The 23,351-nt window shown below is 69.6% G+C and carries 21 protein-coding genes and 1 pseudogene; 2 read left to right on the plus strand and 20 right to left on the minus strand.

What is annotated here, in order from left to right; translation table 11 throughout:
* The 15 genes and pseudogenes from Q5064_RS09690 to Q5064_RS09760 all read right to left on the minus strand — a co-directional run.
* A pseudogene (locus Q5064_RS09690) lies at positions 1-239 on the minus strand (polyribonucleotide nucleotidyltransferase); the annotation flags it as partial.
* Between the two features lie 162 nt (positions 240-401).
* Positions 402-689: a 30S ribosomal protein S15 gene (gene rpsO / locus Q5064_RS09695; RefSeq protein ID WP_016308853.1), complete on the minus strand. Its 288-nt coding sequence runs from the start codon at positions 687-689 to the stop codon at positions 402-404.
* 285 nt (positions 690-974) lie between these two features.
* Positions 975-1,742, minus strand: a complete 768-nt coding sequence (gene recO, locus Q5064_RS09700) for a DNA repair protein RecO (protein ID WP_302964220.1) — start codon at positions 1,740-1,742, stop codon at positions 975-977.
* Between the two features lie 8 nt (positions 1,743-1,750).
* Positions 1,751-3,988, minus strand: coding sequence for a PASTA domain-containing protein (locus Q5064_RS09705; protein ID WP_302964222.1), 2,238 nt, complete (start codon positions 3,986-3,988; stop codon positions 1,751-1,753).
* A 127-nt stretch (positions 3,989-4,115) separates the two neighbouring features.
* Positions 4,116-5,036, minus strand: coding sequence for a GTPase Era (gene era, locus Q5064_RS09710; protein WP_302964251.1), 921 nt, complete (start codon positions 5,034-5,036; stop codon positions 4,116-4,118).
* Between the two features lie 79 nt (positions 5,037-5,115).
* A complete protein-coding gene (locus Q5064_RS09715; RefSeq protein ID WP_302964224.1) occupies positions 5,116-5,541 on the minus strand; it encodes a diacylglycerol kinase family protein in 426 nt (141 codons plus the stop codon).
* Positions 5,542-5,549: 8 nt separating this feature from the next.
* The gene (ybeY, locus tag Q5064_RS09720; RefSeq protein WP_302964225.1) at positions 5,550-6,038 is read right to left on the minus strand and encodes an rRNA maturation RNase YbeY; all 489 of its coding nucleotides are present in this window, start codon (positions 6,036-6,038) and stop codon (positions 5,550-5,552) included.
* A gap of 5 nt (positions 6,039-6,043) precedes the next feature.
* Positions 6,044-7,000, minus strand: coding sequence for a PhoH family protein (locus Q5064_RS09725; RefSeq protein WP_302964226.1), 957 nt, complete (start codon positions 6,998-7,000; stop codon positions 6,044-6,046).
* Between the two features lie 65 nt (positions 7,001-7,065).
* Positions 7,066-8,316, minus strand: coding sequence for a MiaB/RimO family radical SAM methylthiotransferase (locus Q5064_RS09730; RefSeq protein ID WP_302964227.1), 1,251 nt, complete (start codon positions 8,314-8,316; stop codon positions 7,066-7,068).
* The gene (locus tag Q5064_RS09735) at positions 8,309-9,217 is read right to left on the minus strand and encodes a 16S rRNA (uracil(1498)-N(3))-methyltransferase (protein WP_302964229.1); all 909 of its coding nucleotides are present in this window, start codon (positions 9,215-9,217) and stop codon (positions 8,309-8,311) included. The genes Q5064_RS09730 and Q5064_RS09735 overlap by 8 nt, the downstream gene beginning before the upstream one ends.
* Positions 9,218-9,229: 12 nt before the next feature.
* Complete coding sequence (gene dnaJ, locus Q5064_RS09740) at positions 9,230-10,381, minus strand: molecular chaperone DnaJ (RefSeq protein ID WP_302964230.1); 1,152 nt, start codon at positions 10,379-10,381, stop codon at positions 9,230-9,232.
* Between the two features lie 68 nt (positions 10,382-10,449).
* Positions 10,450-11,460 (minus strand): heat-inducible transcriptional repressor HrcA, encoded by a 1,011-nt coding sequence (gene hrcA, locus Q5064_RS09745; protein ID WP_302964232.1) that lies wholly within the window; start codon positions 11,458-11,460, stop codon positions 10,450-10,452.
* A 353-nt stretch (positions 11,461-11,813) separates the two neighbouring features.
* Positions 11,814-12,977 (minus strand): radical SAM family heme chaperone HemW, encoded by a 1,164-nt coding sequence (gene hemW / locus Q5064_RS09750; protein WP_302964234.1) that lies wholly within the window; start codon positions 12,975-12,977, stop codon positions 11,814-11,816.
* A gap of 153 nt (positions 12,978-13,130) precedes the next feature.
* Complete coding sequence (dusB, locus tag Q5064_RS09755; RefSeq protein ID WP_302964235.1) at positions 13,131-14,105, minus strand: tRNA dihydrouridine synthase DusB; 975 nt, start codon at positions 14,103-14,105, stop codon at positions 13,131-13,133.
* Positions 14,106-14,232: 127 nt separating this feature from the next.
* Entirely contained in the window at positions 14,233-14,418 is a 186-nt protein-coding gene (locus tag Q5064_RS09760; protein WP_302964238.1) for a hypothetical protein, read from the minus strand.
* Positions 14,419-14,515: 97 nt separating this feature from the next.
* Here Q5064_RS09760 and Q5064_RS09765 point away from each other — a divergent pair, with 97 nt between their 5' ends.
* Positions 14,516-15,169 (plus strand): flavodoxin family protein, encoded by a 654-nt coding sequence (locus Q5064_RS09765; protein ID WP_302964241.1) that lies wholly within the window; start codon positions 14,516-14,518, stop codon positions 15,167-15,169.
* Between the two features lie 92 nt (positions 15,170-15,261).
* Here the strand turns inward: Q5064_RS09765 and lepA are convergent, their stop codons facing one another.
* Positions 15,262-17,067 (minus strand): translation elongation factor 4, encoded by a 1,806-nt coding sequence (gene lepA, locus Q5064_RS09770; protein ID WP_302964242.1) that lies wholly within the window; start codon positions 17,065-17,067, stop codon positions 15,262-15,264.
* Positions 17,068-17,428: 361 nt separating this feature from the next.
* Here lepA and rpsT point away from each other — a divergent pair, with 361 nt between their 5' ends.
* Positions 17,429-17,977: a 30S ribosomal protein S20 gene (gene rpsT / locus Q5064_RS09775; protein WP_302964243.1), complete on the plus strand. Its 549-nt coding sequence runs from the start codon at positions 17,429-17,431 to the stop codon at positions 17,975-17,977.
* A 160-nt stretch (positions 17,978-18,137) separates the two neighbouring features.
* Here the strand turns inward: rpsT and Q5064_RS09780 are convergent, their stop codons facing one another.
* From Q5064_RS09780 to Q5064_RS09795, 4 genes are read right to left on the minus strand one after another with little or no spacing between them, the layout of a single operon-like run.
* Positions 18,138-19,211, minus strand: a complete 1,074-nt coding sequence (locus Q5064_RS09780; protein ID WP_302964244.1) for an MBL fold metallo-hydrolase — start codon at positions 19,209-19,211, stop codon at positions 18,138-18,140.
* A gap of 5 nt (positions 19,212-19,216) precedes the next feature.
* Positions 19,217-20,188 (minus strand): DNA polymerase III subunit delta, encoded by a 972-nt coding sequence (gene holA, locus Q5064_RS09785; protein ID WP_302964246.1) that lies wholly within the window; start codon positions 20,186-20,188, stop codon positions 19,217-19,219.
* Positions 20,189-20,205: 17 nt separating this feature from the next.
* Positions 20,206-22,542 carry a ComEC/Rec2 family competence protein gene (locus Q5064_RS09790; protein WP_302964248.1) on the minus strand — a complete coding sequence of 779 codons (2,337 nt, stop codon included), beginning with the start codon at positions 22,540-22,542 and terminating at the stop codon, positions 20,206-20,208.
* Positions 22,539-23,261: a ComEA family DNA-binding protein gene (locus Q5064_RS09795; RefSeq protein ID WP_302964250.1), complete on the minus strand. Its 723-nt coding sequence runs from the start codon at positions 23,259-23,261 to the stop codon at positions 22,539-22,541. Before Q5064_RS09795 ends, Q5064_RS09790 begins: the two co-directional genes overlap by 4 nt.
* Positions 23,262-23,351: the final 90 nt, after the last annotated feature.

The raw sequence follows: 23,351 nt of genomic DNA on the forward strand, positions 1-23,351 counted from the left end.
GCCTCGCGCTTGAGGTAGCCGCCGGGGATGCGGCCCACGGCGTACATCTTCTCGATGTAGTCCACGGTGAGCGGGAAGAAGTCGTAGTCGCGCTCCTGGTTGGAGACGACGGCAGTCACGAGCACGCTCGTCTCGCCGCAGGTGACGAGCACAGCACCGGTGGCCTGCTTGGCCAGCTCGCCCGTTTCCAGGCGGTACTGCTTGCCGTACAACTCGAATTCTTCAACGATCTTGGTCATAGCGTTTTCTTTCTCTTCTCCTTTCGCGCCTCATTGCGCGAAGGCTTCCTTCGGCGGCGGGCTACTTATATTCCCCCGCCCCCGCGACCGCCCGCGCCTCATGCGCGATGCGACCGCTTTATACAGCAAACGGGGCCCCGCGGGGCCCCGAACCTGCTCGAACTAGATGTTGTCGCGGATACCGAGCTTCTTGATGAGCGCGCGGTACTCGTCGATGTCGCGGTTCTTGATGTACTTCAGCATACCGCGGCGCTTACCGATGAGCATCATGAGGCCGCGGCGGGTGTGGTTGTCCTTCTTGTGGACCTTCAGGTGCTCGGTGAGGTTGCGGATGCGCTCCGAGAGGATCGCCACCTGGACCTCGGCGGAACCGGAGTCCTGGTCGTTCTTGCCGAACTCCTTGATGAGCTCGGCGGTGCGCTCGCGGGAGATGCTGTCGCGATTGGCCATGTTGTGCCACCTTTCTTCTGCGGGCGTACGGCCCGCCTCTTCGCCGCCTCGTGCGGCCTTCCGTTGCGTCGCATCCGAGCGGGAAAGCGGGTGGCGCATTCAGGCTAGGACGCGATGGGCTGTTTGCACAGCTTGCCCAGTATAGGCGACGTGCGGCGGCGCCACAAGCGGCAATTCCGCGAGCGTCACGTTTTCTGCACAGGCGTTCGCGGCGCGCGGCCGGCGGCGCACGGCGAAGGCGCGCGGTGTGCCCGGCCGCCGGCGGCGGGAGGAGCCGCACGAGCCCTAGAACAGGCCGCTCGTGAAGAGGAACTCGAGCGACTTGAGCGGCGCGCCCACGTGCGCCCGCACGAGGGACTGCACGAGGTGGAGCACGGCGAAGCTGGCCGAGACGTCGGCCGGGCCCTCGGCGATGGCGTCGAAGGTGCTTGAGAGGAAGTACTGGCCCCAGCACAGCGTGGCCGCGTCCACCGGCTCGGTCTCGAGCGCGGGGCGGCAGGCGGGGCACGCCACGCCCCCCTCGATGGCCGAGAAGGGCAGCTGCGCGCCCTCTTCGAGCGCCACCGCCTCGCCGCAGCCGACGCACACCTCCAAGCTCGGCTTGAGACCCGAGAACGCGAGGGTCTTGAGCAGCGAGGCGGCCGCCAGGGCCAGGACATGGGCCTCGTCGGCATCATCCATGACGGAGAGCGCCCGGCCGGCGGCTTGGAACAGGCGCGGGTTCGCCAGGGAGGGCTGGGCCACGCGCCCGAGCAGCTCGAGTGCGGGCATGGCCGCCGCCGAGGCCTCCACGGTGCGGCGCAGGCGGTCGTGGGCGGACGCCAGCCGCGCCTCCTTCACGATGTCGAGGCTGCGGCCCCGGGCGCACAGGAGATCGGCCGTGCAGAGGGGCTCGGTGCGGGCCGCGAACGAGCTCTTGGGCTTGCGGGCGCCCTTGGCCACAGCCTTCGCGAGCGAGCCGTCCTCGGCAAGCATCGTGAGGATGAGGTCGCTCTCCCCCAGCTTCGTGCGCCGCAGGATGAGGGCGCGCAGCGTGTAGGTGGGCTGGGACACGGCCGCGCCTAGTACTTGATGGCGGGGTCGGCCGTGGTCACCACATCGTCGCTGTTGAAGGTGAGGCTGCCCTCGATGGTCACGCGCTTGTCGTCCTCCACGCGGGTCGTGCCCTTGCCGAAGGGCAGTTCCACGTCCTCGTACTGGTGCGCCTCGCAGGTGTAGCGCACCACGTCGTCGCCCGCGTAGGTGACGCTCTTCACGCTGTCGATGATGAAGCGACCCGTGTCGTTCTTCAGCCGGGCGCCGGGAAGGAAGGACTCCGCCAGGGCCACGAGCTCGTTGCCGCGCGACTTGGCGAGGTAGAGCGTGACCTCCGAGCCGGTATCGAGCTCGGTTCCGGCCTCCGGGTCGGTGGAGAGCGCCGTGCCCTCGGGCACATCCTCGGTGTAGGACCAGCGCGTCTCGACCTCGTAGCCCTCGGCGGCGAGCGCCTCCTTGGCCGCATCGGCGTCGAGACCGGCCACGTCGGGCACGGTGAAGGGCACCGCCACGGTGAGGGTGATGGTGTCGGTGGAGAGCACCTCGCTGCCGGCCTCGGGCGTCACCGCGAGCACGGTGCCGGCGGCCTCGTTGGACTTCTCCTCGCCCACCTCGACGACGGAGAGCCCCTCGGCGGCCAGGGCGTCGGCGGCCTCCTGCTGGGAGAGCCCCGCCACCTCGGGCACGATGCGCGGCACGGCGACCTCCAGCGCGATCGTCGACCCCTCCTCGATGCGCGAGCCCCCGCTCGGCGACTCGGAGAGCACCGTGCCGGCGGCCTCGTCGGACTTCACCTCGGTCGCCTCCACGGCGAAGGCCTCGGCCTCAAGGGCGGCGACGGCCTCGTCGCGGGTCATGCCCACCACCGACGGCACGGTCTTTCCGCCCCACATCTCGGCGGCGTAGGTGCCCCAGGCCGCGGCGGCGCCCGCGAGGGCGAGCACCACGACGGCGGCCATGGCGATGGGCCACTTCGCCCGGGGGGCGCGGGCGCGCGACGCGGCGGCCGCGGCGTTGCCGGACGGGGCGGACGCCTTGCGCGCGGCCTCCTTCGCGGCGCGCCTCTTCTCCTTGGCGGCCTGCTTCGCGGCGCGCTCCTTCTCGCGGGAGGCGCGGCGGGCCGCCTTGGCCTTCTCCCGGGCCGCGGCCTTGGCCTCGGCGGCGGAGGGAGCCTTGGGCTCGGCGGCCGCGCCGGCGCCGGTGGAGGCGGCCTCATCGGCGGAGGAGGCGTCGTCGACAGAGGCGGCCTTCTTCGGGCCGTCGTCTTCGGAAGGCGCGGCGGCCATGGCCACCGTCTTCCCGGGCGCGGCCGGGGAAAGCTCGCCCGAGGAGGCGGCCTCCATGGCCACGGTGCGGCCGTCAACGGGGACGAGGGCGGCACCCTCGCCGTCGGTCTCGTCGTCGCGGGAGACGCTCTCGATGCCGCGCTCGCCCACGGGCACAATGCCCGTCTCGGCGCCGGGCAGCTCCAGAACCGGGCGCTCGGCGGCGACAGCGGGCGTCTCTTCCACCGCGCTCTCCGCCGCGACTGCGGTCGTCGCGGCCCCGGCGGTCGCAGCCGCGGCGACCGCCTCCCGGCCGAGGGAGCCCTCGCCCTCCCCCGCCGCGCGGGCGGCCTTGCGCTCCTCGCGGGCCGCAGCGGCGGCAGCCAGGCGCTCCTCCCGCTCGGCGGCCGCTATGGCGCGGCGCTCCTCGCGCGCGGCGTCGGCGGCGGCCCGGGCCTCCTCGCGGGCGGCGCGCATCTCCTCCTTCTGCTGGGCCTTCGCGAACTTCCGCTCCAGGCGCTTCTGCTGGCGCTCGCGCTTCTTCTGCTCGCGGGGCGAGAGCCCGAGGGTGTAGTTGCGGGCCCGGGGGACGTACTCCTCGCGCACGACGGGTATCTCGGCGGTGTCGCCGGCGCTGTTGACCGCCGCGGGGGGCACGTAGCTGGAGTCGACGAGCCGCTCGAAGCCCGAGAAATCGGGCTCGCGAGGAGGATCGGGCAGATGATCGGCCAGGTCGGCCACCGAGGCGCGCGGCTGCGGACCAGTGGCCGAGGGCACCACCTCGGGCACGTAGGGGCGCGCCGGCTTCGCGGCGGCGACGTCGATATCGGGAACCTGCAGGACCGCGGGCACGCCCCCGAGGGCCGCGTCGCGGCGCCGTCCCTCTTCGGCGGGGTCGGGCAGATCGGGAATGCGGTCGCTCGCGAGGAACACGTGCCCGCACTCCTCGCAGAACGGGGCGTCGGCCTTATTGTCGAATGAGCAGTGGGGGCATTTCATCTACGGCTCTCCTCATTGAATACGCAGTTGGGAGAATTGTACTCCACCGCCCCGCCCGTGCCCGACAACAAAACTGTATCAAACCCCGAAAGGCGCGAAACACCATAGGCCGCGGGCCGCGCGGTCGCTAGAGCCCCTCGCCGTAGCCGAAGCGGCGGATCTGGTTCGCGTCGCGCCGCCAGTTCTTCTTTACCTTCACCGACAAGTCCAAGAAAACCTTCGAGCCCAAGAGCAGCTCCAGGTCCTTGCGGGCCTCGGTGCCGACGCGCTTGATGGCCGCGCCGCGCTTGCCGATGATGATGCCCTTCTGGCTGTCGCGCTCCACGTAGATGACCGCGTAGATGCGGTAGAGGTTCGGCTCCTCGAACTCCATCTCCTCGATGCCCACGCCGATGGCGTGCGGCACCTCGTCGAAGAAGTTCCGCAGCACCTTCTCGCGGATGAACTCGGCCACCATCACCTCCAGCGGCTGGTCGGTCTCCATGTCGGCCGGGAACCACGCCGGGCCCTCGGGCAGAAGGAACTGCACCTCCTCCACGAAGGCGTCCACGTTGCGGCCCGTGGCCGAGGACAACCCCACCATGGCATCCCACGAGCACAGCGCCTCGGCCGCCTCGCGCTGGGCGCTGATCTGGGCATCGCTGGCCAGGTCGGTCTTCGAGAGCACGCAGATCTTCGCCGAGCCGCGGGCGGCGCGCACTTGCTCGGCCACCCACTCGTCGCCCCGGCCGATGGGCTGGGAGGCGTCGATGAGCATGGCCACCACATCCACGTCCTCCAGCGCCTTGATGGCGCTCGTGTTCAGCTCCTCGCCGAGAGCGTCCTTGGGCTTGTGCAGACCCGGCGTGTCCACGATGATCATCTGCATATCATCGGTGGTGTACACGGCGCGGAAGCGGTGGCGAGTCGTCTGGGCGGTGTTGGAGGTGATGGCGATCTTCTTGCCCATGATGGCGTTTAAGAGCGTGGACTTGCCCGCGTTGGGACGTCCCACCAGCGTGACGAACCCGCTCTTGAAGTCGGGGTTGGTGGGAAATGAGCCCCCCATGGGGTTCTCGGCGAAGTAGGCGTCCAAATCCATAACGGTCCTTTCGAGAAAGCCCGCACGAGGCGGGCACGGGCGGTGTCTACGACAGCAGCTGGGCGATGCGCGGCAGGAACACGATGAGCCCCACGGCCACCGAGCCCGCACTGGCGATGAGCACCGCCCCGGCGGCGGCGTCCTTGGCCCGCCGTGCCAACTCGTGCCAGGCGGGGCTCGCCAGATCGACCACCGATTCCACGGCGGTGTTGAGTACCTCGGCCGTGGCCACCACCATGATGGCGAGCACGATGGCGAGCCAGTCGGCCCGCGAGATGCCGAGCGCGGCGCCGGCGACGACGGCCGCCACGGCGATGGTGAGCTGGATCTTCAGGTTGCGCTGGGAGGCGAAGGCGTAGGCCACGCCCGCGGCGGCGCAGCGGAAGGCACACGTCAGGGGAAAGCGCCCCTCCCCGCAGGAACGGTCGTCGGCCGCGGTGCGGGCAAGCGGCCTCTTCGCGGGCTTTGCCACAAGCGCGCCTAGCGGTTCTCGTCGATGGCCGGCATATCCCGCTCCGACCAGGCCGTGAGCAGCTCGCGCTCGCGGGCCTCCATCACCTCGGCCTCGTCGTCGCGGATGTGGTCGTAGCCGCACAGGTGCAAAAGCCCGTGGACGAGCAGCAGGCTCACCTCCTGCTCGAGGGAGTTGCCGTACTCCTCGGCCTGGCGGGCCGCCACGTCCGGCGCGATGATGATGTCGCCGAGCTCGTAGATGGGGCAGGCGGGCCCGTCGGCGGCGGTCATGTCGTCGGCGATGTTGTCGCACTCGAAGGAGAGCACGTCGGTGGGGCCCTCCATGCCGCGGAAGCGCTCGTTCAGCTCGGCGATGGTGGCATCGTCCACGAAGCTGATGGACACCTCCGTGTTCGCCGGCTTCCCCTCGCTCTTCAGCACGAACTGCGCAAGCGACGCCAGGGGCAGCTCGGCCAGCTCCTCTTCGCCGTGGGTGAAGGTGATCAGGATGTCCATGGGAATCAGGCCTTTCCCGCCGCGCGCTCGTAGGCCGCCACGATGGTGGCGACGAGCGAGTGACGCACGACGTCCTTTCCGGTGAGATCGCAAAAAGCGATGTCGTCGATGCCCTCCAGGACGGAGCGCACCTGCACGAGGCCGCTTGTGCCCCGCGGGAGGTCTATCTGGGAGATGTCGCCGGTGACGACGATCTTCGAGCCGAAGCCGAGGCGGGTGAGCGCCATCTTCATCTGCTCGGGCGTGGTGTTCTGGGCCTCGTCCAAGATGATGAAAGCGTCGTTCAGGGTGCGCCCGCGCATGAAGGCCAGAGGCGCGATCTCGATCACCCCGGCCTCGATGAGGGAGGAGGCCTTCTCCATGTCGAACATGGAGTACAGCGCGTCGTAGAGCGGGCGAATGTAGGGATCCACCTTCTCGAAGAGCGTGCCCGGCAGAAAGCCGAGGTTCTCGCCGGCCTCCACGATGGGGCGCGACAGTACAATGCGGCCCACTTCCTTGCGCTTCAGGGCCGCCACCGCCATGGCCATGGCCAGGTAGGTCTTGCCCGTGCCGGCCGGCCCCACGGCGAAGGTGACGGTGTTTTCGCGGATGGCATCCACGTAGGCCTTCTGGCCGGCGGTCTTCGGACGGATGGCCCGGCCGCGGTAGGTGAGCAGCACGTCGTCGCGCAGGGCGGCCGGCGCGTACTCGGCCTGGCGCAGAAGCTCGATGGAGCGGCGCACGGAGTCGGCGTCGGGCGCGTCGCCCTGGGCCACCATGCGGAACAGGTCGGTGAGCAGCGCGGTGAGCTGCTGCACCTCGATGGGGTCGCCGGCAAGCGCGACGGTGTCGCCGCGCACGGTGATGCGGGCGCCGAAGGCCTCCTCCATCAGGTGGAGCATCTCGTCGGCCTCGCCCACCACGAGCGCCATGTCTACCCCCGAAGGCGCCGTGAGCGTTGTCTGCATCAAATCAGTCATGCCCGCTATTGTACCCTATCTTGTGCATCTGCCATAGAACCGTTTGATTCGGGGCGTACGGAGACTCACAGCGTCACAGCTACGAGCGTGCCCACGGGGGCGCTCTCCGGCACCGTTATCTCGTGGTAGCTCTCGGTGGTGGCGTGGCCGGGGCGCTCCACGAGGGCGAGCTCGGTTGCGCCCGCGCGGGCGGCGCGGTCGGCGGCGGCGAGCGTATCGGAGAGGGCGCGCAGGCGAGCGGCGCGGGCGGCCTTCACCGCGGATGGAACCTGGTCGGTGCGCTCGGCTGCGGGCGTGCCTTCGCGCCTCGAGTACGGGAACACGTGGATCTTGCTGAAGGCGGCGTGCCGCGCGAGCGCGCAGGTATCGGCGAAATCGCCCTCGGTCTCGCCGGGAAAGCCGACGATAATGTCGGTGGTGAGCGCGATTTCGGGAACCATGGCCCGCAGGTAGTCCACGAGCTGGCGGTACTCCTCGGCGTCGTAGGGGCGCGCCATCTCGCGCAGCACCTTCGACGAGCCCGACTGCAGGGGCAGGTGCAAATGCCGGCAGAGGCGCCCCTCGGCCTCGGCCAGAAGCCCGATGAAGTCCATCGACACGTCCATGGGCTCGATGGAGCCTATGCGGAAGCGGCACGGGGCCTCGTCGAGACCGTGCAGGTCGGCGGTCTCGTCCAGCAGGCGCCGGCAGAGGTCGGCCAAGTCCAGGCCGTCGTCATCGTAGGACCCCAGGTTGATGCCCGTGAGCACGATCTCGCGCACCCCGGCTCGCGCCAGGGCCGCGGCCTCGGCCACCACCTCGTCGGCCGGGCGGCTCGTCGCGCGGCCGCGGGCCACGTGCACGATGCAGTAGGTGCAGGCGTTGTCGCAGCCATCCTGCACCTTCACTCCGACCCGCGTACGTCCGTCGGAGGGCAGCACCGGGGGCTTACCCCCATGTGCCGTAAGACCGAACGAGGAGCCGTCGCTGCCGGGCAGCTCCATCTCGTTGAGGAAGAGGGCCATGCCGGCCTTCGGAACAACGCGCACGCGCTCGCCCATGGCCTTATAGGTTGCCGTGTCTATCTCCGTGGCGCAGCCGGTGACGACGACCCGGGCAGCATCGTTGGCCGACAGGGCGTGGCGGACGGCCTTGCGGGTCTTCTTCTCCGCCTCGCCGGTGACGGTGCAGGTGTTCACGACGATGAGGTCGGCCGCGCTCTCGGGCACCGGCGCTCCCCCGCGCTCCCCGAGCAGCCGCTCGAAGCCGTCGGCCTCCACGCGGTTCACCTTGCAGCCGAGGTTCACCACGGCATAGCCGAACGGCGCCTTACTCATCGGCGTCCCCATAGCGGGGAAACATGTTCGCGAAGGCCTCAGCGGCAGCCGACGCCTCGATGACGCGAGGCTCCTCCCCAAGCGGGGCCTCGCTGGAACCGCGCGCCTCCGCGCGCATCCCCATGCCGCCCAGCTCGTAGAGCGCAAGGGCCGGGGCCACGATGCCCGCCGTCTCGGTACGCAGAATGGAAGGGCCGAGCGTAACGAGGCGCGCCCGCGGATTGCTCGCGAGAAGGACGCGCACCTCCTCTTCGGAAAGGCCGCCCTCGGGCCCCACCACCACGGCGATGCGGGCGTCGTCCGCCGGCGTGAGCGTCTCCAAAAGCGCCCCCTGCACCGCCTCGCGCAGACTCGCGCTCTGGGGCGCCTCCTCCCAGCACACGAGCACGGCCGTGGCCTCGGCGAGCATCGACGCCGCCTCGCGCACCGGCACCGGCTCGCTCACCTCGGGGATGCGCGCCTGGCCCGACTGCATGGCGGCGCTCTTGGCGATGGCGCGCCAGCGCTCGGTCTTGGCCGCGGCCTTCTTCCCGTCGAGCTTCACCACCGAGCGCTTGCAGGACATGGGCACGAAGGCGGCCACGCCCACCTCGGTGGCATGGCGGATGACCGTCTCCATCTTGTCGCCCTTGGCCAGGCCCTGCAGAAGGATCACCTGGGGCCCCTCCGCGGAGGCCTCAGCGTGGCGCGCGATGGACACGAGCGGCAGCGTATCGGAGAAGTCGACAATCTCGCACTCGAAGTAGTCGCTTGCGGCGTCGATGACCGCCACGTGCTCCCCGGGCGCCAAACGGAGCACCTTCGCGTGCCTGGCATCGTCGGGCGCGAGGCGCAGCGGGAACGCCGCCTCGGTCTCGGCGGCCAGCACCTGGTTTTCCAGAAAGAAGCGGGGCAAAGACACGGATCCGCTCCCCTACTCGAAGATGTCGCGCAGCTTCTGCAAAGGCGAGCGCTTCTCGTCGTTCACGTGCTCGCCCATCTCGGCGGCCAGCTCCTCTAAAAGCTCGCGCTCGCGCTTGGTGAGCTTTTTCGGCACCTCAACGTCGATGTGCGCGAACAGGTCGCCCCGCACGTCGCTCTTCAGGCGCGGCATGCCGAAGCCCTTCACCCGCACCACCTGGTCGTTCTGGCACCCCTCGGGGATGGGCACCGTCACCTTCTCGTCCTCGTAGATGCCGTCGATCTCGATATCGGCGCCGAGGGCCGCCTGCACCATGGGTACTACGAGCTTGCAGTGCAGGTTGTCGCCGTCGCGCTCGAAGAACTCGTCGGGGGCGATGCGCACGGTGACGATGAGGTCGCCGGCCGGGGCGCCCTGCATGCCTGCCTCGCCGAAGTCGTGGATGCGCAGCTGCTGGCCGTCGCGGATGCCCTTGGGAATCTCCACCGACACGCGCTGGCGGTCGGGCACGCGGCCCTGGCCCTCGCACTCCGGGCACGGGTTCTCGATAACGCTGCCGGTGCCGTGGCAGGCCGGGCAGGTGGTGGCCGACTGCATGTCGCCTAAGAAGGTGTGCTGCACGGTGACCACGCGCCCGGTGCCGTGGCACTCCTCGCAGGTCACCTCCTTGCCGTCGGGCCCAAGACCCGTGCCGTCGCAGTCGGGGCACGGCGCCAGACGGTCGTAGACGATCTCCTTCTTCTCGCCGGTGGCCGCCTCCTTCAGGCTGATGCGGATGCCCACGCCCATGTCGCGGCCGTCCTTGCGCACCGCACGGCCGCCGCCGGCCGCCGCGCCCCCGAAGAAGGTGGAGAAGATGTCGCCCATCCCGCCGAAACCGCCGCCGAACAAGTCCTCGAAGTCGATGTTCACGCCGCCGTAGGGGCCGGCCCCGCCGGCAGCCCCCGGCACCGTGCCGAAGCGGTCGTACTGCGCGCGCTTCTGGGGGTCGGAGAGCACGTCGTAGGCCTCGTTCAGCTCCTTGAACTGGTCTTCCGCATCCGGCGCCTTGTTCACATCGGGGTGCAGCTCGCGCGCCTTGTGGCGGAACGCCTTCTTGATGTCGGCTTCGGAGGCGTCGCGGGAGACGCCGAGGATTTCGTAGAGGTCCTTGCTCGCGGCCATGGGGTCAAGCCTTGCCTTTCCTTCGAATCAGGGGTGGTGCGGTCGGTGGTACAGATGCAGGAGCGCCCTCACTCGTCGTGCAGCACGCACTGGGCGGCGCGCACGGCACGGATGGCGTTCTGGTAGTTCATGCGGGTGGGGCCGATGACGGCGACGACGCCCTCGCTCTCGCCGCGGCCGTAGGGGCACGCCACGATGGAGACGCCGGCCAGGGCGGAGGCGGGGTTCTCGTGCCCAATGCGCACCATCACCGGAGCGTCCTCGCCCACCGCGTCGTCGAAAGCGTGGAAGAGGACACGGTCGTCCTCGAGCACCTCCATGACGGGCAAAAGAGCCTTCGCGTCGCTGAACTCCGGCTGGCGCAGAAGCGACGAGATGCCCAGGCTGCGGGCGCGGCTGGCATCGGCGTCGCCGAGGCAGTCGACCACCTCGTCGATGATGAGCTGCACGAGCGGATCGCGCAAAGCCTCGATGGCGTCCTCGTCAAGCTGGCGGCGCACGTCGCGGGCGGTGCGGCCCACGAGCACACGGTTCAGCAGGTTCTGGGCCGCCGCCAAATCGTCGGCGAGCACCTCCTCGGTGAAGGAGACCGTGCGGTTCACCACCTGGCCGTCCTCGGCCACCACGATGATGATGGCCTGCCACGGGGAGAGCGACACGAGGGTGATCTGGCGGATGCGGCCGGAGAACACCGAGGGAGCCATGACGATGGAGAGGCAGTCGGTGAGCCGCGAGAGGGCCGCCCCTGTGCGCTCCATGAGGTCGTCGAGCTCGGTGGCGCTCGCGCGCAGCTCGTCGATCATGGCCTGATGCGGGCGCTCCTCCTGGGCGAGCCCCGATTGCAAAAGCTCGTCAACGAAGGTGCGGTAGCCCGCGTCGGTGGGCACGCGGCCGGCGGAGGTGTGGGGCTGCTGGATGAAGCCAGCGTCCTCCAGGGCCGACAGGTCGTTGCGCACGGTGGCGGGGCTCACGCCCAGGCGGTGCCGCTCGGTCAGCGTGCGCGAGCCCACGGGCAGGGCGAACTCGATGTAGTCCTCGATGAGCGCGCGCAGCACCCTCTGGCGTCTCTCCGACAGCATCGCCTCTCCTCTCGCGGTGACTCGAACGACGCGGAAGGCCAAGAGCCGCCGCGCATGATTACCTGTTGACGCCATTTTAGCAACCGCACGCGGAGAGTGCTAATGCGAGGGGCCATCTTGACGCAAGCGACACACAAGGGCAGGTGGAAGGCGGAAGGACCAGCGGCAAAGCAGGAGGAAGGAGGAGAAAGGAAGGGGGAGAACGGCCCAGTGTTTTCAGAAATCGCGAAAATGCACGTCTCAGAAAGCAGAATCCGCGCATTTGCGCGGATTCTGCGGACTCCCGCCTTCATGATCCGAGCATTTGCGCGGATTCTGCAGCTAGGCGCAGTTCCGCAGCCAGGGGAGCGCGATCAGGGCGCGAGGTCGAGCAGGCGGCCGTAGAGCTCGTTGCCGCAGAGCCAGCCGCGCTCGGTGGGCCGCCAGCGGCCGCCCGCGTGCTCGGCCAGGCCGAGGGATGCCAGCTCGAATAAAGCGGCGGCCACCGAACCCGCTGCCGTCGCGCCGCCGGTAACACCCGGCAAGCCCGCACCCGTCCCGTCGATGACCGCGGCGGCCTGCGAGACCTTCTCGTCGGACACCCCCTGGGCCATACGCATGCCGAGCATGAGGTCCTCGGCGGCCATCTGCCGCGCGTTCAGGTCGTCTACCACCTGCCCGTCCTGCACCCGCATGCGGCGCAGCTCGTTCTGGGTCATGGTGACGGCGGATGCTCCCAGCCCCAGGTAGGGCTTGCCGGTCCAGTAGGCGGTGTTGTGGCGGCTCGCGAAGCCGGGACGGGCGTAACTCGCCACCTCGTAGCGGATGAAGCCGGCTTCTTCCAGGATGCGCGCGGCGGCCTCCATGCAGGCCGCCTCCACGTCCTCGTCGGGCTCGGGCATCTCGCCGCGCATCACCGCGCGGTCGAAGGGCGTGTGCGGCTCGATGGCAAGCGGGTACACCGACACGTGGGTCACGCCCAGGGCCACGGCCTCGCGCACCGAGGCCTCGAAGGAGGCGAGGCTCTGGCCGGGGATGCCGCCCATGAGGTCCACCGACACGTTCCGGAACCGCTCCTGGGCCGTGCGCACCGCTGTGCGGGCCGCCTCGGCGTCGTGGGCTCGCCCGAGGATGCGCAGCACCTCGTCGTCGAAGGACTGCACGCCGATGGAGAGCCGGTTCACCCCGAGCGCCCAGATGTCGCGCACCATGGGCGCGGTCAGGCTCTCCGGGTTCGCCTCCATGGTGCACTCCACCTCGGGTTCCAGGTGCATGGCCGTGGAGAGCGCGTACAGCAGCATGGACAGCCGTCCCATACCGATGTGGCTCGGCGTGCCCCCGCCGAGGTACACCGTCTCTATCTGGCCGAGCTTGCCCTCCTTCGAGGCGCGGCGCAGCTGGAGCACGAGCGATTCCACGTACTCGTCGATGGCCGGCGAGTCCCGCTCCACCGCCGAAGTGGCGAAATCGCAGTACCCGCACCGCCTCACGCAGAACGGAATATGCAGGTAAAGGGCTTTGTAGGGATCGTGGGGCATGGGAATTACCTCGATTCAGCGAGAGCAGTTCCCGCGACGGCGAGTGCTTCGACCGAGCGAGTTCCGCAGCGACTGGAAATGTCCAGTGGACATTTCCGCAAAGCGAGGACTGTCTGAGCGAATCGAAGTACCCGCCGTCGCGGGAACGGACGGCTATGCAGAGTGCTCATGGGCGATCGCAAGCAGGTCGTCGAAAACCTGGTTGAAGTCGGCCAGCGTCGTGCAGTAGTTGATGCGCCCGCGGGCCGCCGCGGCGCCGGGGAGCCCCGCCATGTACCACATGGCGTGCTTGCGCATGCGCACGATGTTGCGCCCCTCGCGGTGGGTGAGCAGCTCGGCGTGGCGCCGGGCCATCGCGATGCGCTCGTCCACCGTGGGCGGCGCAGGCTCCGGCAGACCCGCGAGCGCCGCCTGCACCTGGGAGAAAAGCCACGGGTTGCCCTCGGCACCGCGAGCGATCATCACCGCGTCGCAGCCGGTGCGCTCGGCCATGGCACGCGCATCGGCGCCCGAGCGGATGTCCCCGTTGCCCACCACGGGCACGCTCACCGCCTCGCGCACCCGCGCGATCACGCCCCAGTCGGCGCTCCCCCGGTACAGCTGCTCGGCATAGCGCCCGTGCACCGCCACGGCGTCGGCGCCGGCGGCCTCCATGCGCCGGGCGAAGACGGGGGCCGTCTCGTCGCCCTCGGCCCAGCCGCGGCGGAACTTCACCGTCACCGGGCAGGCAACCGCCTCCTTCACGGCCGACACGATGGAGGCGGCCAGGTCGGGGTCGCGCATGAGCGCCGAGCCGTCGCCCTTCGAGACGATCTTGCGGGCGGGGCAGCCCATGTTGATGTCCAGGTAGGCCAGGCTCTCCCCCATTTCCCGCTCGATCCATGCGGCCTGGGAGGCCATCACGTCCGGCTCATGGCCGAACAGCTGCACGGCCACCTGATCCTCGCCGTCGGCCAGTGCCAGCAGATGCCGCGTCTTCTCGTTGGCGAAGGAGAGCCCCTTGGCCGAGACCATCTCGGTGAAGGCCATGTCGGCGCCCGCCTCGCGGCACAGCGTGCGGAAGGCGATGTCAGTCACGCCGGCCATGGGGGCCAGAAGCACCCGGTATTTCCCGAAGAGGCCCTCCATAGCCTACACCTGCCCCAGGCAGAAGAGGACGGAAAACGCCAAGAGCCCGAGCGCGGCGGCCACGCCAACGGCCACGGCCGCGCCGATGAGCACCGCGTATATGCCGAAGGCCCTTCCCACAGCGCGCCTACAGGATGCCGAACAGCAGCAGAGCCGCCATGGCGAACAGCCCGATGACGACGAGCAGGCACCCGATGCCGACCAGCCCCTTCGAGGCGCCGGACATGGCCATGCGCTCGCGCTCCTCGGCGATCTTCTTCTCGTCGAAGGGGTCGTTGAGCCAGTCGTATTCCTCGTTCGTATTCTTCGCCATACCTTATACCTTGTGGACGCTTACGAAATGCGGTGTAGAATACTGGACAGTTTAACGGATGCCCGCCGAGGTGCGGGCGAATACACGAGAAGAGGAGATGTTCGTGAAGGTTCTGCTCATCAACGGAAGCCCGCGCCAGAAGGGCAACACGCACCGCGCGCTGGAGGAGGCCGAGGCGGCCCTTGAGGCCGAGGGCGTGGAGACCGAGCTTGTCTGGATCGGCAACAAGGAGATTCGCGGGTGCATCGCCTGCGGTATCTGCAGCAAGAACGGGGGCGGCCGCTGCGTGTTCGACACCGACTGCTGCAACGAGCTCATCGCGAAGGCGGCCGGCTTCGACGGCTTCATCGTGGGCTCCCCGGTATACTACGCCGGCATGGCCGGCTCGCTGCGGGCGCTCATGGATCGCATGTTCTACGCGGGCGGCGCGAATTTCCGCTTCAAGCCGGCCGCGGGTGTGGCCGTGGCCCGGCGCGCGGGCGCGGTGGAGGCGGCCGATCAGATCAACAAGTACTTCCAGATCAACTGCCAGCCGCTCGTCTCGAGCGCCTACTGGGGGCTCGCCTACGGGCGCGGCCCGGGCGAGGTGGCCGGAGACGACGAGGGTCTGCACACCATGCGCGTGCTGGCACGCAACATGGCCTGGATGCTGAAGTGCCTCGAGGCCGGCCGCGCCGCGGGCATCGAGGCCCCCGAGATGGAGCCGAAGCCCTTCACCAACTTCGTGCGGGAGGATCTGCTGGAAGGCTAGGCGCCCGGCAGCTACCAATACCACGAGGGGCCCGGCGCTCGATGCCGGGCCCCTCGTCGTTCCATGGGATTGGCGCGTGAGCGGCGCGCTCGCTACTCGTCCACTTTCAGGATGGCCATGAAGGCCTCCTGGGGCACCTCCACGTTGCCGATGGCCTTCATGCGCTTCTTGCCGGCCTTCTGCTTCTCCAGGAGCTTGCGCTTTCGGGTGATATCGCCGCCGTAGCATTTGGCGAGCACGTCCTTGCGCTTGGCCTTCACCGTCTGGCGCGCGAGCACCCGCCCGCCGATGGCCGCCTGGATGGGCACCTCAAACATCTGGCGCGGGATGATCTCCTTCAGCTTGTCGCAGAGCACGCGGCCCCGGTCGTAGGCCTTGTCCCTGTGCACGATGAACGACAGGGCGTCGATGGGCTTGCCCGACAGCAGAATATCCAGCTTCACGAGTTCGGAGGGCTTGTAGCCGTCCATCTCGTAGTCGAGGGACGCATACCCCTTCGTGTTGGACTTCAGCTTGTCGAAGAAGTCCAAGATGAGCTCGGACAGCGGAATCTCCCAGAACATTTCCACAGTGGTCTGGGAGAGATAATTCATGGTGACGAAGTTGCCGCGCCGGCCCACGGCCAAATCCATCACGGCGCCCACGTAGTCGGGCGGGATGAGGATCTTCGCCTTCAGGTAGGGCTCCTCCACATGATCGATGGAGCCGGGGTCGGGCATCTCCTGGGGCGAGTGGAGCGAGACCATCTCACCGCCCTTCAGGTACACGTGGTACTCCACCGAGGGCGCGGTGGCCAGAAGATCGAGCCCGAACTCGCGCTCCAAGCGCTCCTTGATGACCTCCATGTGCAGAAGGCCCAGGAAGCCCACGCGAAAGCCGAAGCCGAGGGCATGGGAGGTCTCGGGCTCCCACACGAGCGCCGGGTCGTTGAGCGAGAGCTTCTCCAGGGCCTCCTTCAGAGGCTCGTACTGGTCGCCGTCGATGGGAAAGAGGCCCGTGAACACCATGGGCTTGGCCTCGCGGTAGCCGGGAAGCGGGTCGTCCACGCCGCCGTCCGCGAGCGTGATGGTGTCGCCCACCTTCACCTGGCTCACGTCTTTGAGCCCCGTGACGAGATAGCCCACCTCGCCCACGTAGAGGGCCTCCTCGGGCACCTCCTGGGGGTGGCGCGCGCCGACCTCCTCCACGAGGGTCTCGGTGCCGGTGGCCATCATGCGGATCTTGTCGCCCTTCTTGATGGAGCCGTCCACCACGCGGATGAGGGCCACCACGCCGCGGTAGGCGTCGAAGTAGCTGTCGAAGATAAGGGCGCGCAGCGGGGCCGCCCCGTCGCCGGTGGGCGCGGGGATGTTGTAGACCACGGCCTCCAGAAGGTCGTGGACGCCCTCGCCGGTCTTGCCGCTCGCGAGCACCGCGTCGTCGGCGGGAATGGCCAGGCCGTCCTCGATCTCGCCCTTCACGCGCTCGGGCTCGGCGGCCGGCAGGTCGATCTTGTTGATGAGCGGGATGATCTCCAGATCGGCGTTCATGGCGAGCATGGCATTGGCCACGGTCTGGGCCTCCACGCCCTGGGTGGCGTCCACCACGAGCACGGCGCCGTCGCAGGCGGCGAGGCTGCGGCTCACCTCGTAGGTGAAGTCCACATGCCCCGGCGTGTCGATGAGGTTCAGCTGGTAGGTCTCGCCGTCGTCGGCGGTGTAGCTCACACGCACGGCCTGGCTCTTGATGGTGATGCCGCGCTCGCGCTCGATGTCCATGGAGTCGAGCAGCTGGGCCTGCATGTCGCGCTTGGCCACGGTGCCCGTCAGTTCCAGGATGCGGTCGGACAGGGTTGACTTGCCGTGGTCGATATGCGCGATGATCGAGAAGTTGCGGATATGGGACAGTTCGTGGGTCATGGCGTCTTTCCGTCGTGGGTCGTGCGGGTCGGCCGCCGCCTAATGTGTGCGTCTCGCGAAGATTGACCCCCGCAGGGGGGATTTTTTCGGAGCGCCGCGGCGAATCTTTGGTATTCTACCGCATTGTGTATCCAGCGATACGGGCGCGGGACAATTCTCCCGCCAAATCTGCAGACGTGGCTGCGATGAAAAGATTGCTATTGCTGGCGGCTTTCCGAGCCTCGAGGCTCGGGGCTGAGAAAGCGGAGAAATCCCGCCGCTTTCCGTTTCGCACGATGGCCTGCGGCCTGCGTTGCCGCGCGTTCGTGTCGTTGGATACCGATCAGTATGGGAAACGACCGAACGAGAAAGGCTCGCATTCATGGCTAACATCAAGTCCCAGAAGAAGCGCATCATCACCAACGAGAAGGCCCGCATGCGCAACCGCGCCGTCAAGGCCGAGCTGAAGACCGCCACCCGCCACGTGAAGGACGCCGTGGCCGCCGGCGACGGCAAGGCCGCCTACGCCTACGCTGTTGCCGCCTGCCGTCTGATGGACAAGGCCGCCTCCAAGGGCGTCATCCACAAGAACCAGGCCGCCAACCGCAAGAGCGGCATCATGCACCTGGCCAACACCGTGGTGACCGCCGAGGATATCGCCGCTTACGAGAAGGCCGCCCCGAAGGCCCAGAAGACCGGCTCCAAGAAGGCCGAGGCGAAGGCCGCCCGCAAGGCCGCCATGGCCGAGGCTTCCGCCGAGAAGGCCAAGCGCCGCGAGAAGCAGCTGAAGGAGGAGAAGAAGGCCGCCGACCGCAAGGCCAAGGAGGCCGCCGAGGCCGCCGAGGCCGCCAAGGCCGAGGCCGAGGCTGCTGCCGCCGAGGCTGCCGAGGAAGCCGCGGAGGAGGCTCCGGCCGAGGAGGCCGCCGAGTAGCCCTCGCGCGACAAAGCATCGCCTGCAAGCGCCGCTCCCCTTGGGGCGGCGCTTTTTTGTGCTCAGAAGGGCCCCAGACGGACGAGCGCGCATGCGCTGGGAGCGCGCGGCGCATCCCCGGCACCCGGGCCGCTCGCGGCCGCGGCGCCGCCGCGCGGGCCTAGCTGACGGCCAGGGCCACGTTCTTGCGGTCGTAGGGCATGCGGAAGTAGTACTCGTAGCCGCAGACCCCCTGGAGGATGCGGCCCTGCCGCACGAGATAGATGAGGTGCGCCAGCGTCTCTCCCATGGAGAAGTACTTCTGGTCGAGCGGCCAGCTCTTCCAATCGGGATAGCGCCAGGTGGCGTTCTGCGAGATGGAGACGATGTCGTCATGGCCGGCGCGCACGAGCTCGTAGATCTCCTCCAGACGCTCGCGATGGTGCTCGAGCAGGAAGTCGACGCGCTCGGCCAGGCCGGCGAAGGGTCGCCCGTGGGCCGGCAGGATGAGGTCGACCGGAAGATCGCGCACCTTCCGCAGGCTCGCGAGGAAGGCGTCGAGGGCGTTGAAGGCCGGGAACCACGAGGACACCGACGGCGTGATGCGCTCGAGCACGTGGTCGCCCGAGATGAGGAGGCGACGGGCGCGGTCATACAGGCAGATGTGCCACGCGTCGTGGCCGGGGGTCTCGATCACCTCGAACGCATAGGGGCCGAGCTCGAGCACGTCGCCGTCGGAGACGTAGGTGAACACCGGGTAGGTCTCCAGGGGCACGAGTTCGGCCGACACGTGCAGGCGCGGGCCGGCGTCGGTGAACGTCATGTCCGCCTGCTGCTCAAGCGTGGCCGCCTGCAGAAGCAGCGGGCCGTAAACGGCCTCCTCCATGGCCATGAGGTTCTTCACCTCCTGGAAGGAGTGCAGATTGGCGTACACCGGCATGCCCTCCCGCCAGATGCGGTCGAGGTTGCCCGTGTGGTCGGGGTGCGAGTGGGTCAGCACGATCTGCACCTTGTCCCACGACCGCCCGAGGGACGCCAGCGCCGCATCGAGCGCGCGCTCGCTGTCGGGGTGATTGAAGCCCACGTCCACAATGGTGGTCGTGCCGTCGTCGCCGAGGACGAAGTAGGAGTTGATCACCTTGAGGGGGTTGTCCGGCAAGGGAACCCGCACCAGGTAGAGGCTGTCGAGCACGCGCACCGGCTCGCCGAAGCCGGCCGCCGCCACCCGCCCGTCGAGCTCTTCGATATCGACCACGGCGGCTACCTCCTTAACGTATCGACGAGCCAGCGGTAGAAGGTCTCGTCCGCGTCGGCGCCGCTCTTCATGGCGCGCTCGGCATCGCGGGAGGAGACGAGCGCGCGCCTCAGCTCTGCCGCCGAGAAGTTGCGCGCCCAGGCGCCGTGGTTCTTCAGCTTCCAATCGGGCTGGCCCAGGGCCTGGGCGAGCGCCTTGGGGTTGCCGCGGCGCGCCATGGCCTGGGCGGCCATGAGCTCCCGAACGCGCGTGGTGCACATGGCGATGAGCGCGTGGGGCGAGGAGGACTCCATCTTCGTGAGCAGCGAGAGGCACTTCGCGAGGTTGCGCTCGGCGAAGGCGGCCGTGAAGTCCCACGGCTTCACCTCGGAGGTGCGCGCCACGAGCGCGCGCACGTCGCGCTCGGTCACGGCATCAGAGCCGCTGCGGGCCAGTGCGATCTTCTTGAGCTCGTTGTCGAGGTGCACGGTGTTCTCGCCGACGAGCTCCACGAGCGCGCCGGCCGCGCCCTCGGTGAGCACGATGCCGTGGCCGGTGGCCATGGCGCGCACCCGCTTGGGCAGCTCCCAGCTCTTCGGCGGGGCGCAGTCGATGACGGCCTTGGCGCCGAGGGCCGCGACGGCCTTGTACAGGCGCGTGTTCTTCGCGAGCTTCTCGGCCTCCAGGGCGAGCACGGTGGTATCGCTCGGGGAGCCGAGGTAGGCCACGATCTCCTCGGAGTCGGCCTTCTTGAGCTTCTCGGCGTTGCGCACGTAGACGAGGCGCACGGGGCTCGCGAAGGGCATCGTGTTGCAGGCCGCCGCGATATCGGCGCCGGCGGCCGTCTCGCCGTCGAAGTCGTCGGCGTTGAAGGCGAGGTCGCCGAGCTTGGCCAAACGCGTCCGCAGGCGCGTGATGACGGCCTCGCGCTTGAGGGCGTCCTCCCCCACCGCCAGGTAGGCCGGCAGCAGGGAGCTCTGTTGGTTCTCGTTCGTCATAGCCCCATTGTATACGATCAGGCCGCCGCGTCGCCGTTCTGAGTCGCGACCGTCAGCTTCTCCATGGAGAACGCAACGGCCACGTCCCCCCGCTCGTCGCTGCGCAGCACCGCGGCGCCGGCGGCCTCGAGCGCCTCGCAGACGGCCGCGGCCGGGTGGCCGTAGCGGTTGCGCTCCCCCACGCTGATAAGGGCGATGGAGGGGTCGAGGAGCTGCGCGAGCTCGTCGTCGACGCTCTTCTTGGAGCCGTGGTGGCCCACCTTGAGCACGTCGACGCCGCCCGCGGGAAGGGCATCGGCCATGGCGTGCAGCTCGGGGGCCTCGGCATCTCCGCACAGAAGCGCCGTCCAATCGGCCTCTCCGTCCGCGTCGCCGTCCCAGCCGACGAGGAAGGTCAGGCTGTCGGCGTTACCGCCCTCATCGGAGAACGCCTCGGGCCAGACGACGCGCAGGGTGAACCGCCCGCAGCGCACCTCGTCGCCCACGGAAAGGCCCACGACCCCCGCGCCGTAACCCTCTCGGGCGGCGGTGTCCATGAGGCCTGTGCAGGCATCGCAGGGGCAGGCGGGCAGGTCGGCAGCTACGAGCAGCCCTCCGACGGCCGCCACGTCGCCGAGCGCCTCGAGGGAGCCGCAGTGGTCGTCGTCGGGGTGGCTGACGGCCACCCAGTCCACCCGCCGCACGCCCTGACGGGCGCAGGCCTCCTTGAGCAGGGCGTCTTGGTTGCCCGTGTCGACGAGCAGCGATGCGCCCTGGCTGCGCACGAGGAAGGCGTCGCCCTGGCCCACGTCGAGCATGACGATCTCGTCGGCGGTCCGAGGCGGCGCGACGAAGACGGCGCCGAGCACGAGCGAGGCCGCGAGGACGGCGCCGAGGGCCCGGGGGCGCATGCGGGGCCACCAGGCCCACAGGCTGCTCACGATCACGATGGAGAGCACGGCCATGGGCGCCACGTCGGCGTCCACGGGAAGGCAGCTCCCGGGTATCCGGGCCAGCGCGCCGACGAGGCCGTCGAGGGGAGCCGCCGCCGCGGCCGCAAGGCCGATGGCCGCGGGCGCGGCGGCCGGTAGCGCGCAGGACGCGGCCACGGCGGCGAAGCCCGCGACGCAGGCGAGGGTGAAGAGCGGGGCTCCCAACACGTTGGCCATCGGCGAGAGCAGGGGCAGCTGCGAGAAGAGCGCGGCAGCGTAGGGCTGGGTGGCCGCGGCGGAAGACGCCGTGAGCGCCAGCGGCTCGACCAGGGCCGCGCGGAGAAGACGCCCCCGCGGGGCGGCAGCCGACGAGAGCAGGGGCGCGAGCAGCACGATGCCGAGGGTCGATCCCGCCGAGAGCACGAAGGAGGCGCTCAGGGCGCAGGAGGGCTGGAAGCCGACGAAGACGACCAGGCACAGCCCCAGGGCGCTCAGGGCCGACGCGCGCCGATCAACCACGAGCGCCAAAAGAGCCGTCGAGGCCATGAGGGCGGCCCGCAGGGCCGACACCGGCATGCCCGTGAACCCCACATAGCCGGCCAGGAAGAGGGCGGTCGCCACGGCCACGGCGCGGCGCGGAAGGCGCAGGACCCGCAGCAGCTGCGCCACGAAGAGCGTGACGATGGACAGGTGCGCCCCCGACACCGCCACCAGGTGCGCGAGCCCCACGGTCTTGAACCGATCGTAGGATCCCGTCGACTCGATGGGCGCCCGGTAGCCGCAGACGAGGGCCTGGAGCAGGGGCGCGAGCGCTCCCCCGTGGGCTCCGACGAGCTCGATGGCCCGCCGTCGCAGCCCTCCGAGGGGAAGGCCCTCCCCGGGCGCCGGCTCCCACGACCCCGCCGAAATCGAGCCGCCGAGCCCCGCGTTCCAATAGTAGTCGCGGGACGTGTCGGCGGGTGCCGAGAAGGCCCCCTCGACGACGAGGGCATCCCCCTGGAGGAGCCCCTCGGCGTCGTCGGGCAGGTTGAGGCGCACGGCGAGCGGGCCGGCGCCCGGCACCTCCACGCGGGCCTCGGCCCTCCAACCGAAGTCGGAGGGCTTCGCATCGGTTGTCAAGGTGCACGCCCACGCGCTGCCCGCCCGCTCGGCGGCAAAGGCGCGGGCCTTAAGGCCCGCGGCCGCCCCCGCGCTCGCGCCGACCGCCACGAGCACCGCGAGGGCGCAGACGGCGGCCACGGGCACGCGGCCCCGCCGCAGCCCCGCGGCGCCGATGGCGGCGGCGGAGGCGAGCGCCGCCGCGCAGAGCACGGCGAGCGGCGCCCCCTCGGACAGCGCGCATGCGGGCCACGCCACGGCCGCCGCGCCCCACATCGCGAGCCCCGCCACGAGCAGCGGCGGCAGATGAGGGCGCGGGGGCCGGCTGTCGTCCCGGACGCTCACAGGCAGACGTCATCGCGCAGGGCCTCGAGCTTCTTGTCGCCGATGCCCGACACGCGCTTCAAGTCGTCGATGGACGCGAAGGGGCCATTGGCCTCCCGGTCGGCGACGATCTTCTCGGCCGTGGCCTCCCCGATGCCGTCAAGTGCGGTCAGCTCCGCCGCCGAGGCCGTGTTGATGCTGATAAGGCCCCCTCCCCCTCCATCCGCGGCCGGAGCGCTCGCGGGAAGAGCATCGTTGGACGCGTCGGGGATGACCACCTGCTGGCCGTCCACGAGCTCCTGGGCGAGGTTCACCCCCGCCGAGCGCGCCCCCTCCGCCAGGCCGCCGGCGGCCTCCACCGCGTCGACGATGCGGCTGCCCGCGGGGAGGCGGTAGACCCCCGGACTCGCCACCGCGCCGTCCACGTGCACGCACAGCTCTGCCGTGGCCCCGGCCGCGGGCAGGGAGCCGTCGGCAGTTGCAGCTCCCTCGCCCGTTGCGACTCCGTCCTCGGCCGGTGCGGCCGTCGCAATCCCTCCACTCGCGCCGGCACCTCCCTCCTCGGCCGCGCCGCGCTCCACGACGACGGCCTCCCCTGCCGAGAAGGGCGAGGCCAGGGCGAGCGCCGTGGCAGCGGCGACGGCGCCCAGCACGAGGACGAGGCCGGCGAATGCCGTCTTCCTGACGGCGGTGAGATGGAGGCGCGCGCAGACGCCCTGGGCTCGGTCTTGGAATGCCACGGCTGCTCCTTAGAACGACGGGGCGGCCACTATACCTGTCGTCCCGGACGCTCACAGGCAGACGTCATCGCGCAGGGCCTCGAGCTTCTT

It is taken from the genome of uncultured Adlercreutzia sp., assembly GCF_958431955.1.
Lineage (GTDB): Bacteria > Actinomycetota > Coriobacteriia > Coriobacteriales > Eggerthellaceae > Adlercreutzia.

What these genes read in the sequence shown, in the direction of transcription:
- rpsO (WP_016308853.1), bottom strand. Translation starts at nt 689, where the DNA reads ATGGCCAATCGCGACAGCATCTCCCGCGAGCGCACCGCCGAGCTCATC.
- Q5064_RS09705 (WP_302964222.1), bottom strand. Translation starts at nt 3,988, where the DNA reads ATGAAATGCCCCCACTGCTCATTCGACAATAAGGCCGACGCCCCGTTC.
- era (WP_302964251.1), bottom strand. Translation starts at nt 5,036, where the DNA reads ATGGGGGGCTCATTTCCCACCAACCCCGACTTCAAGAGCGGGTTCGTC.
- ybeY (WP_302964225.1), bottom strand. Translation starts at nt 6,038, where the DNA reads ATGGACATCCTGATCACCTTCACCCACGGCGAAGAGGAGCTGGCCGAG.
- Q5064_RS09725 (WP_302964226.1), bottom strand. Translation starts at nt 7,000, where the DNA reads ATGACTGATTTGATGCAGACAACGCTCACGGCGCCTTCGGGGGTAGAC.
- Q5064_RS09730 (WP_302964227.1), bottom strand. Translation starts at nt 8,316, where the DNA reads ATGAGTAAGGCGCCGTTCGGCTATGCCGTGGTGAACCTCGGCTGCAAG.
- dnaJ (WP_302964230.1), bottom strand. Translation starts at nt 10,381, where the DNA reads ATGGCCGCGAGCAAGGACCTCTACGAAATCCTCGGCGTCTCCCGCGAC.
- hrcA (WP_302964232.1), bottom strand. Translation starts at nt 11,460, where the DNA reads ATGCTGTCGGAGAGACGCCAGAGGGTGCTGCGCGCGCTCATCGAGGAC.
- hemW (WP_302964234.1), bottom strand. Translation starts at nt 12,977, where the DNA reads ATGCCCCACGATCCCTACAAAGCCCTTTACCTGCATATTCCGTTCTGC.
- dusB (WP_302964235.1), bottom strand. Translation starts at nt 14,105, where the DNA reads ATGGAGGGCCTCTTCGGGAAATACCGGGTGCTTCTGGCCCCCATGGCC.
- Q5064_RS09760 (WP_302964238.1), bottom strand. Translation starts at nt 14,418, where the DNA reads ATGGCGAAGAATACGAACGAGGAATACGACTGGCTCAACGACCCCTTC.
- Q5064_RS09765 (WP_302964241.1), top strand. Translation starts at nt 14,516, where the DNA reads ATGTTCGTGAAGGTTCTGCTCATCAACGGAAGCCCGCGCCAGAAGGGC.
- lepA (WP_302964242.1), bottom strand. Translation starts at nt 17,067, where the DNA reads ATGACCCACGAACTGTCCCATATCCGCAACTTCTCGATCATCGCGCAT.
- rpsT (WP_302964243.1), top strand. Translation starts at nt 17,429, where the DNA reads ATGGCTAACATCAAGTCCCAGAAGAAGCGCATCATCACCAACGAGAAG.
- holA (WP_302964246.1), bottom strand. Translation starts at nt 20,188, where the DNA reads ATGACGAACGAGAACCAACAGAGCTCCCTGCTGCCGGCCTACCTGGCG.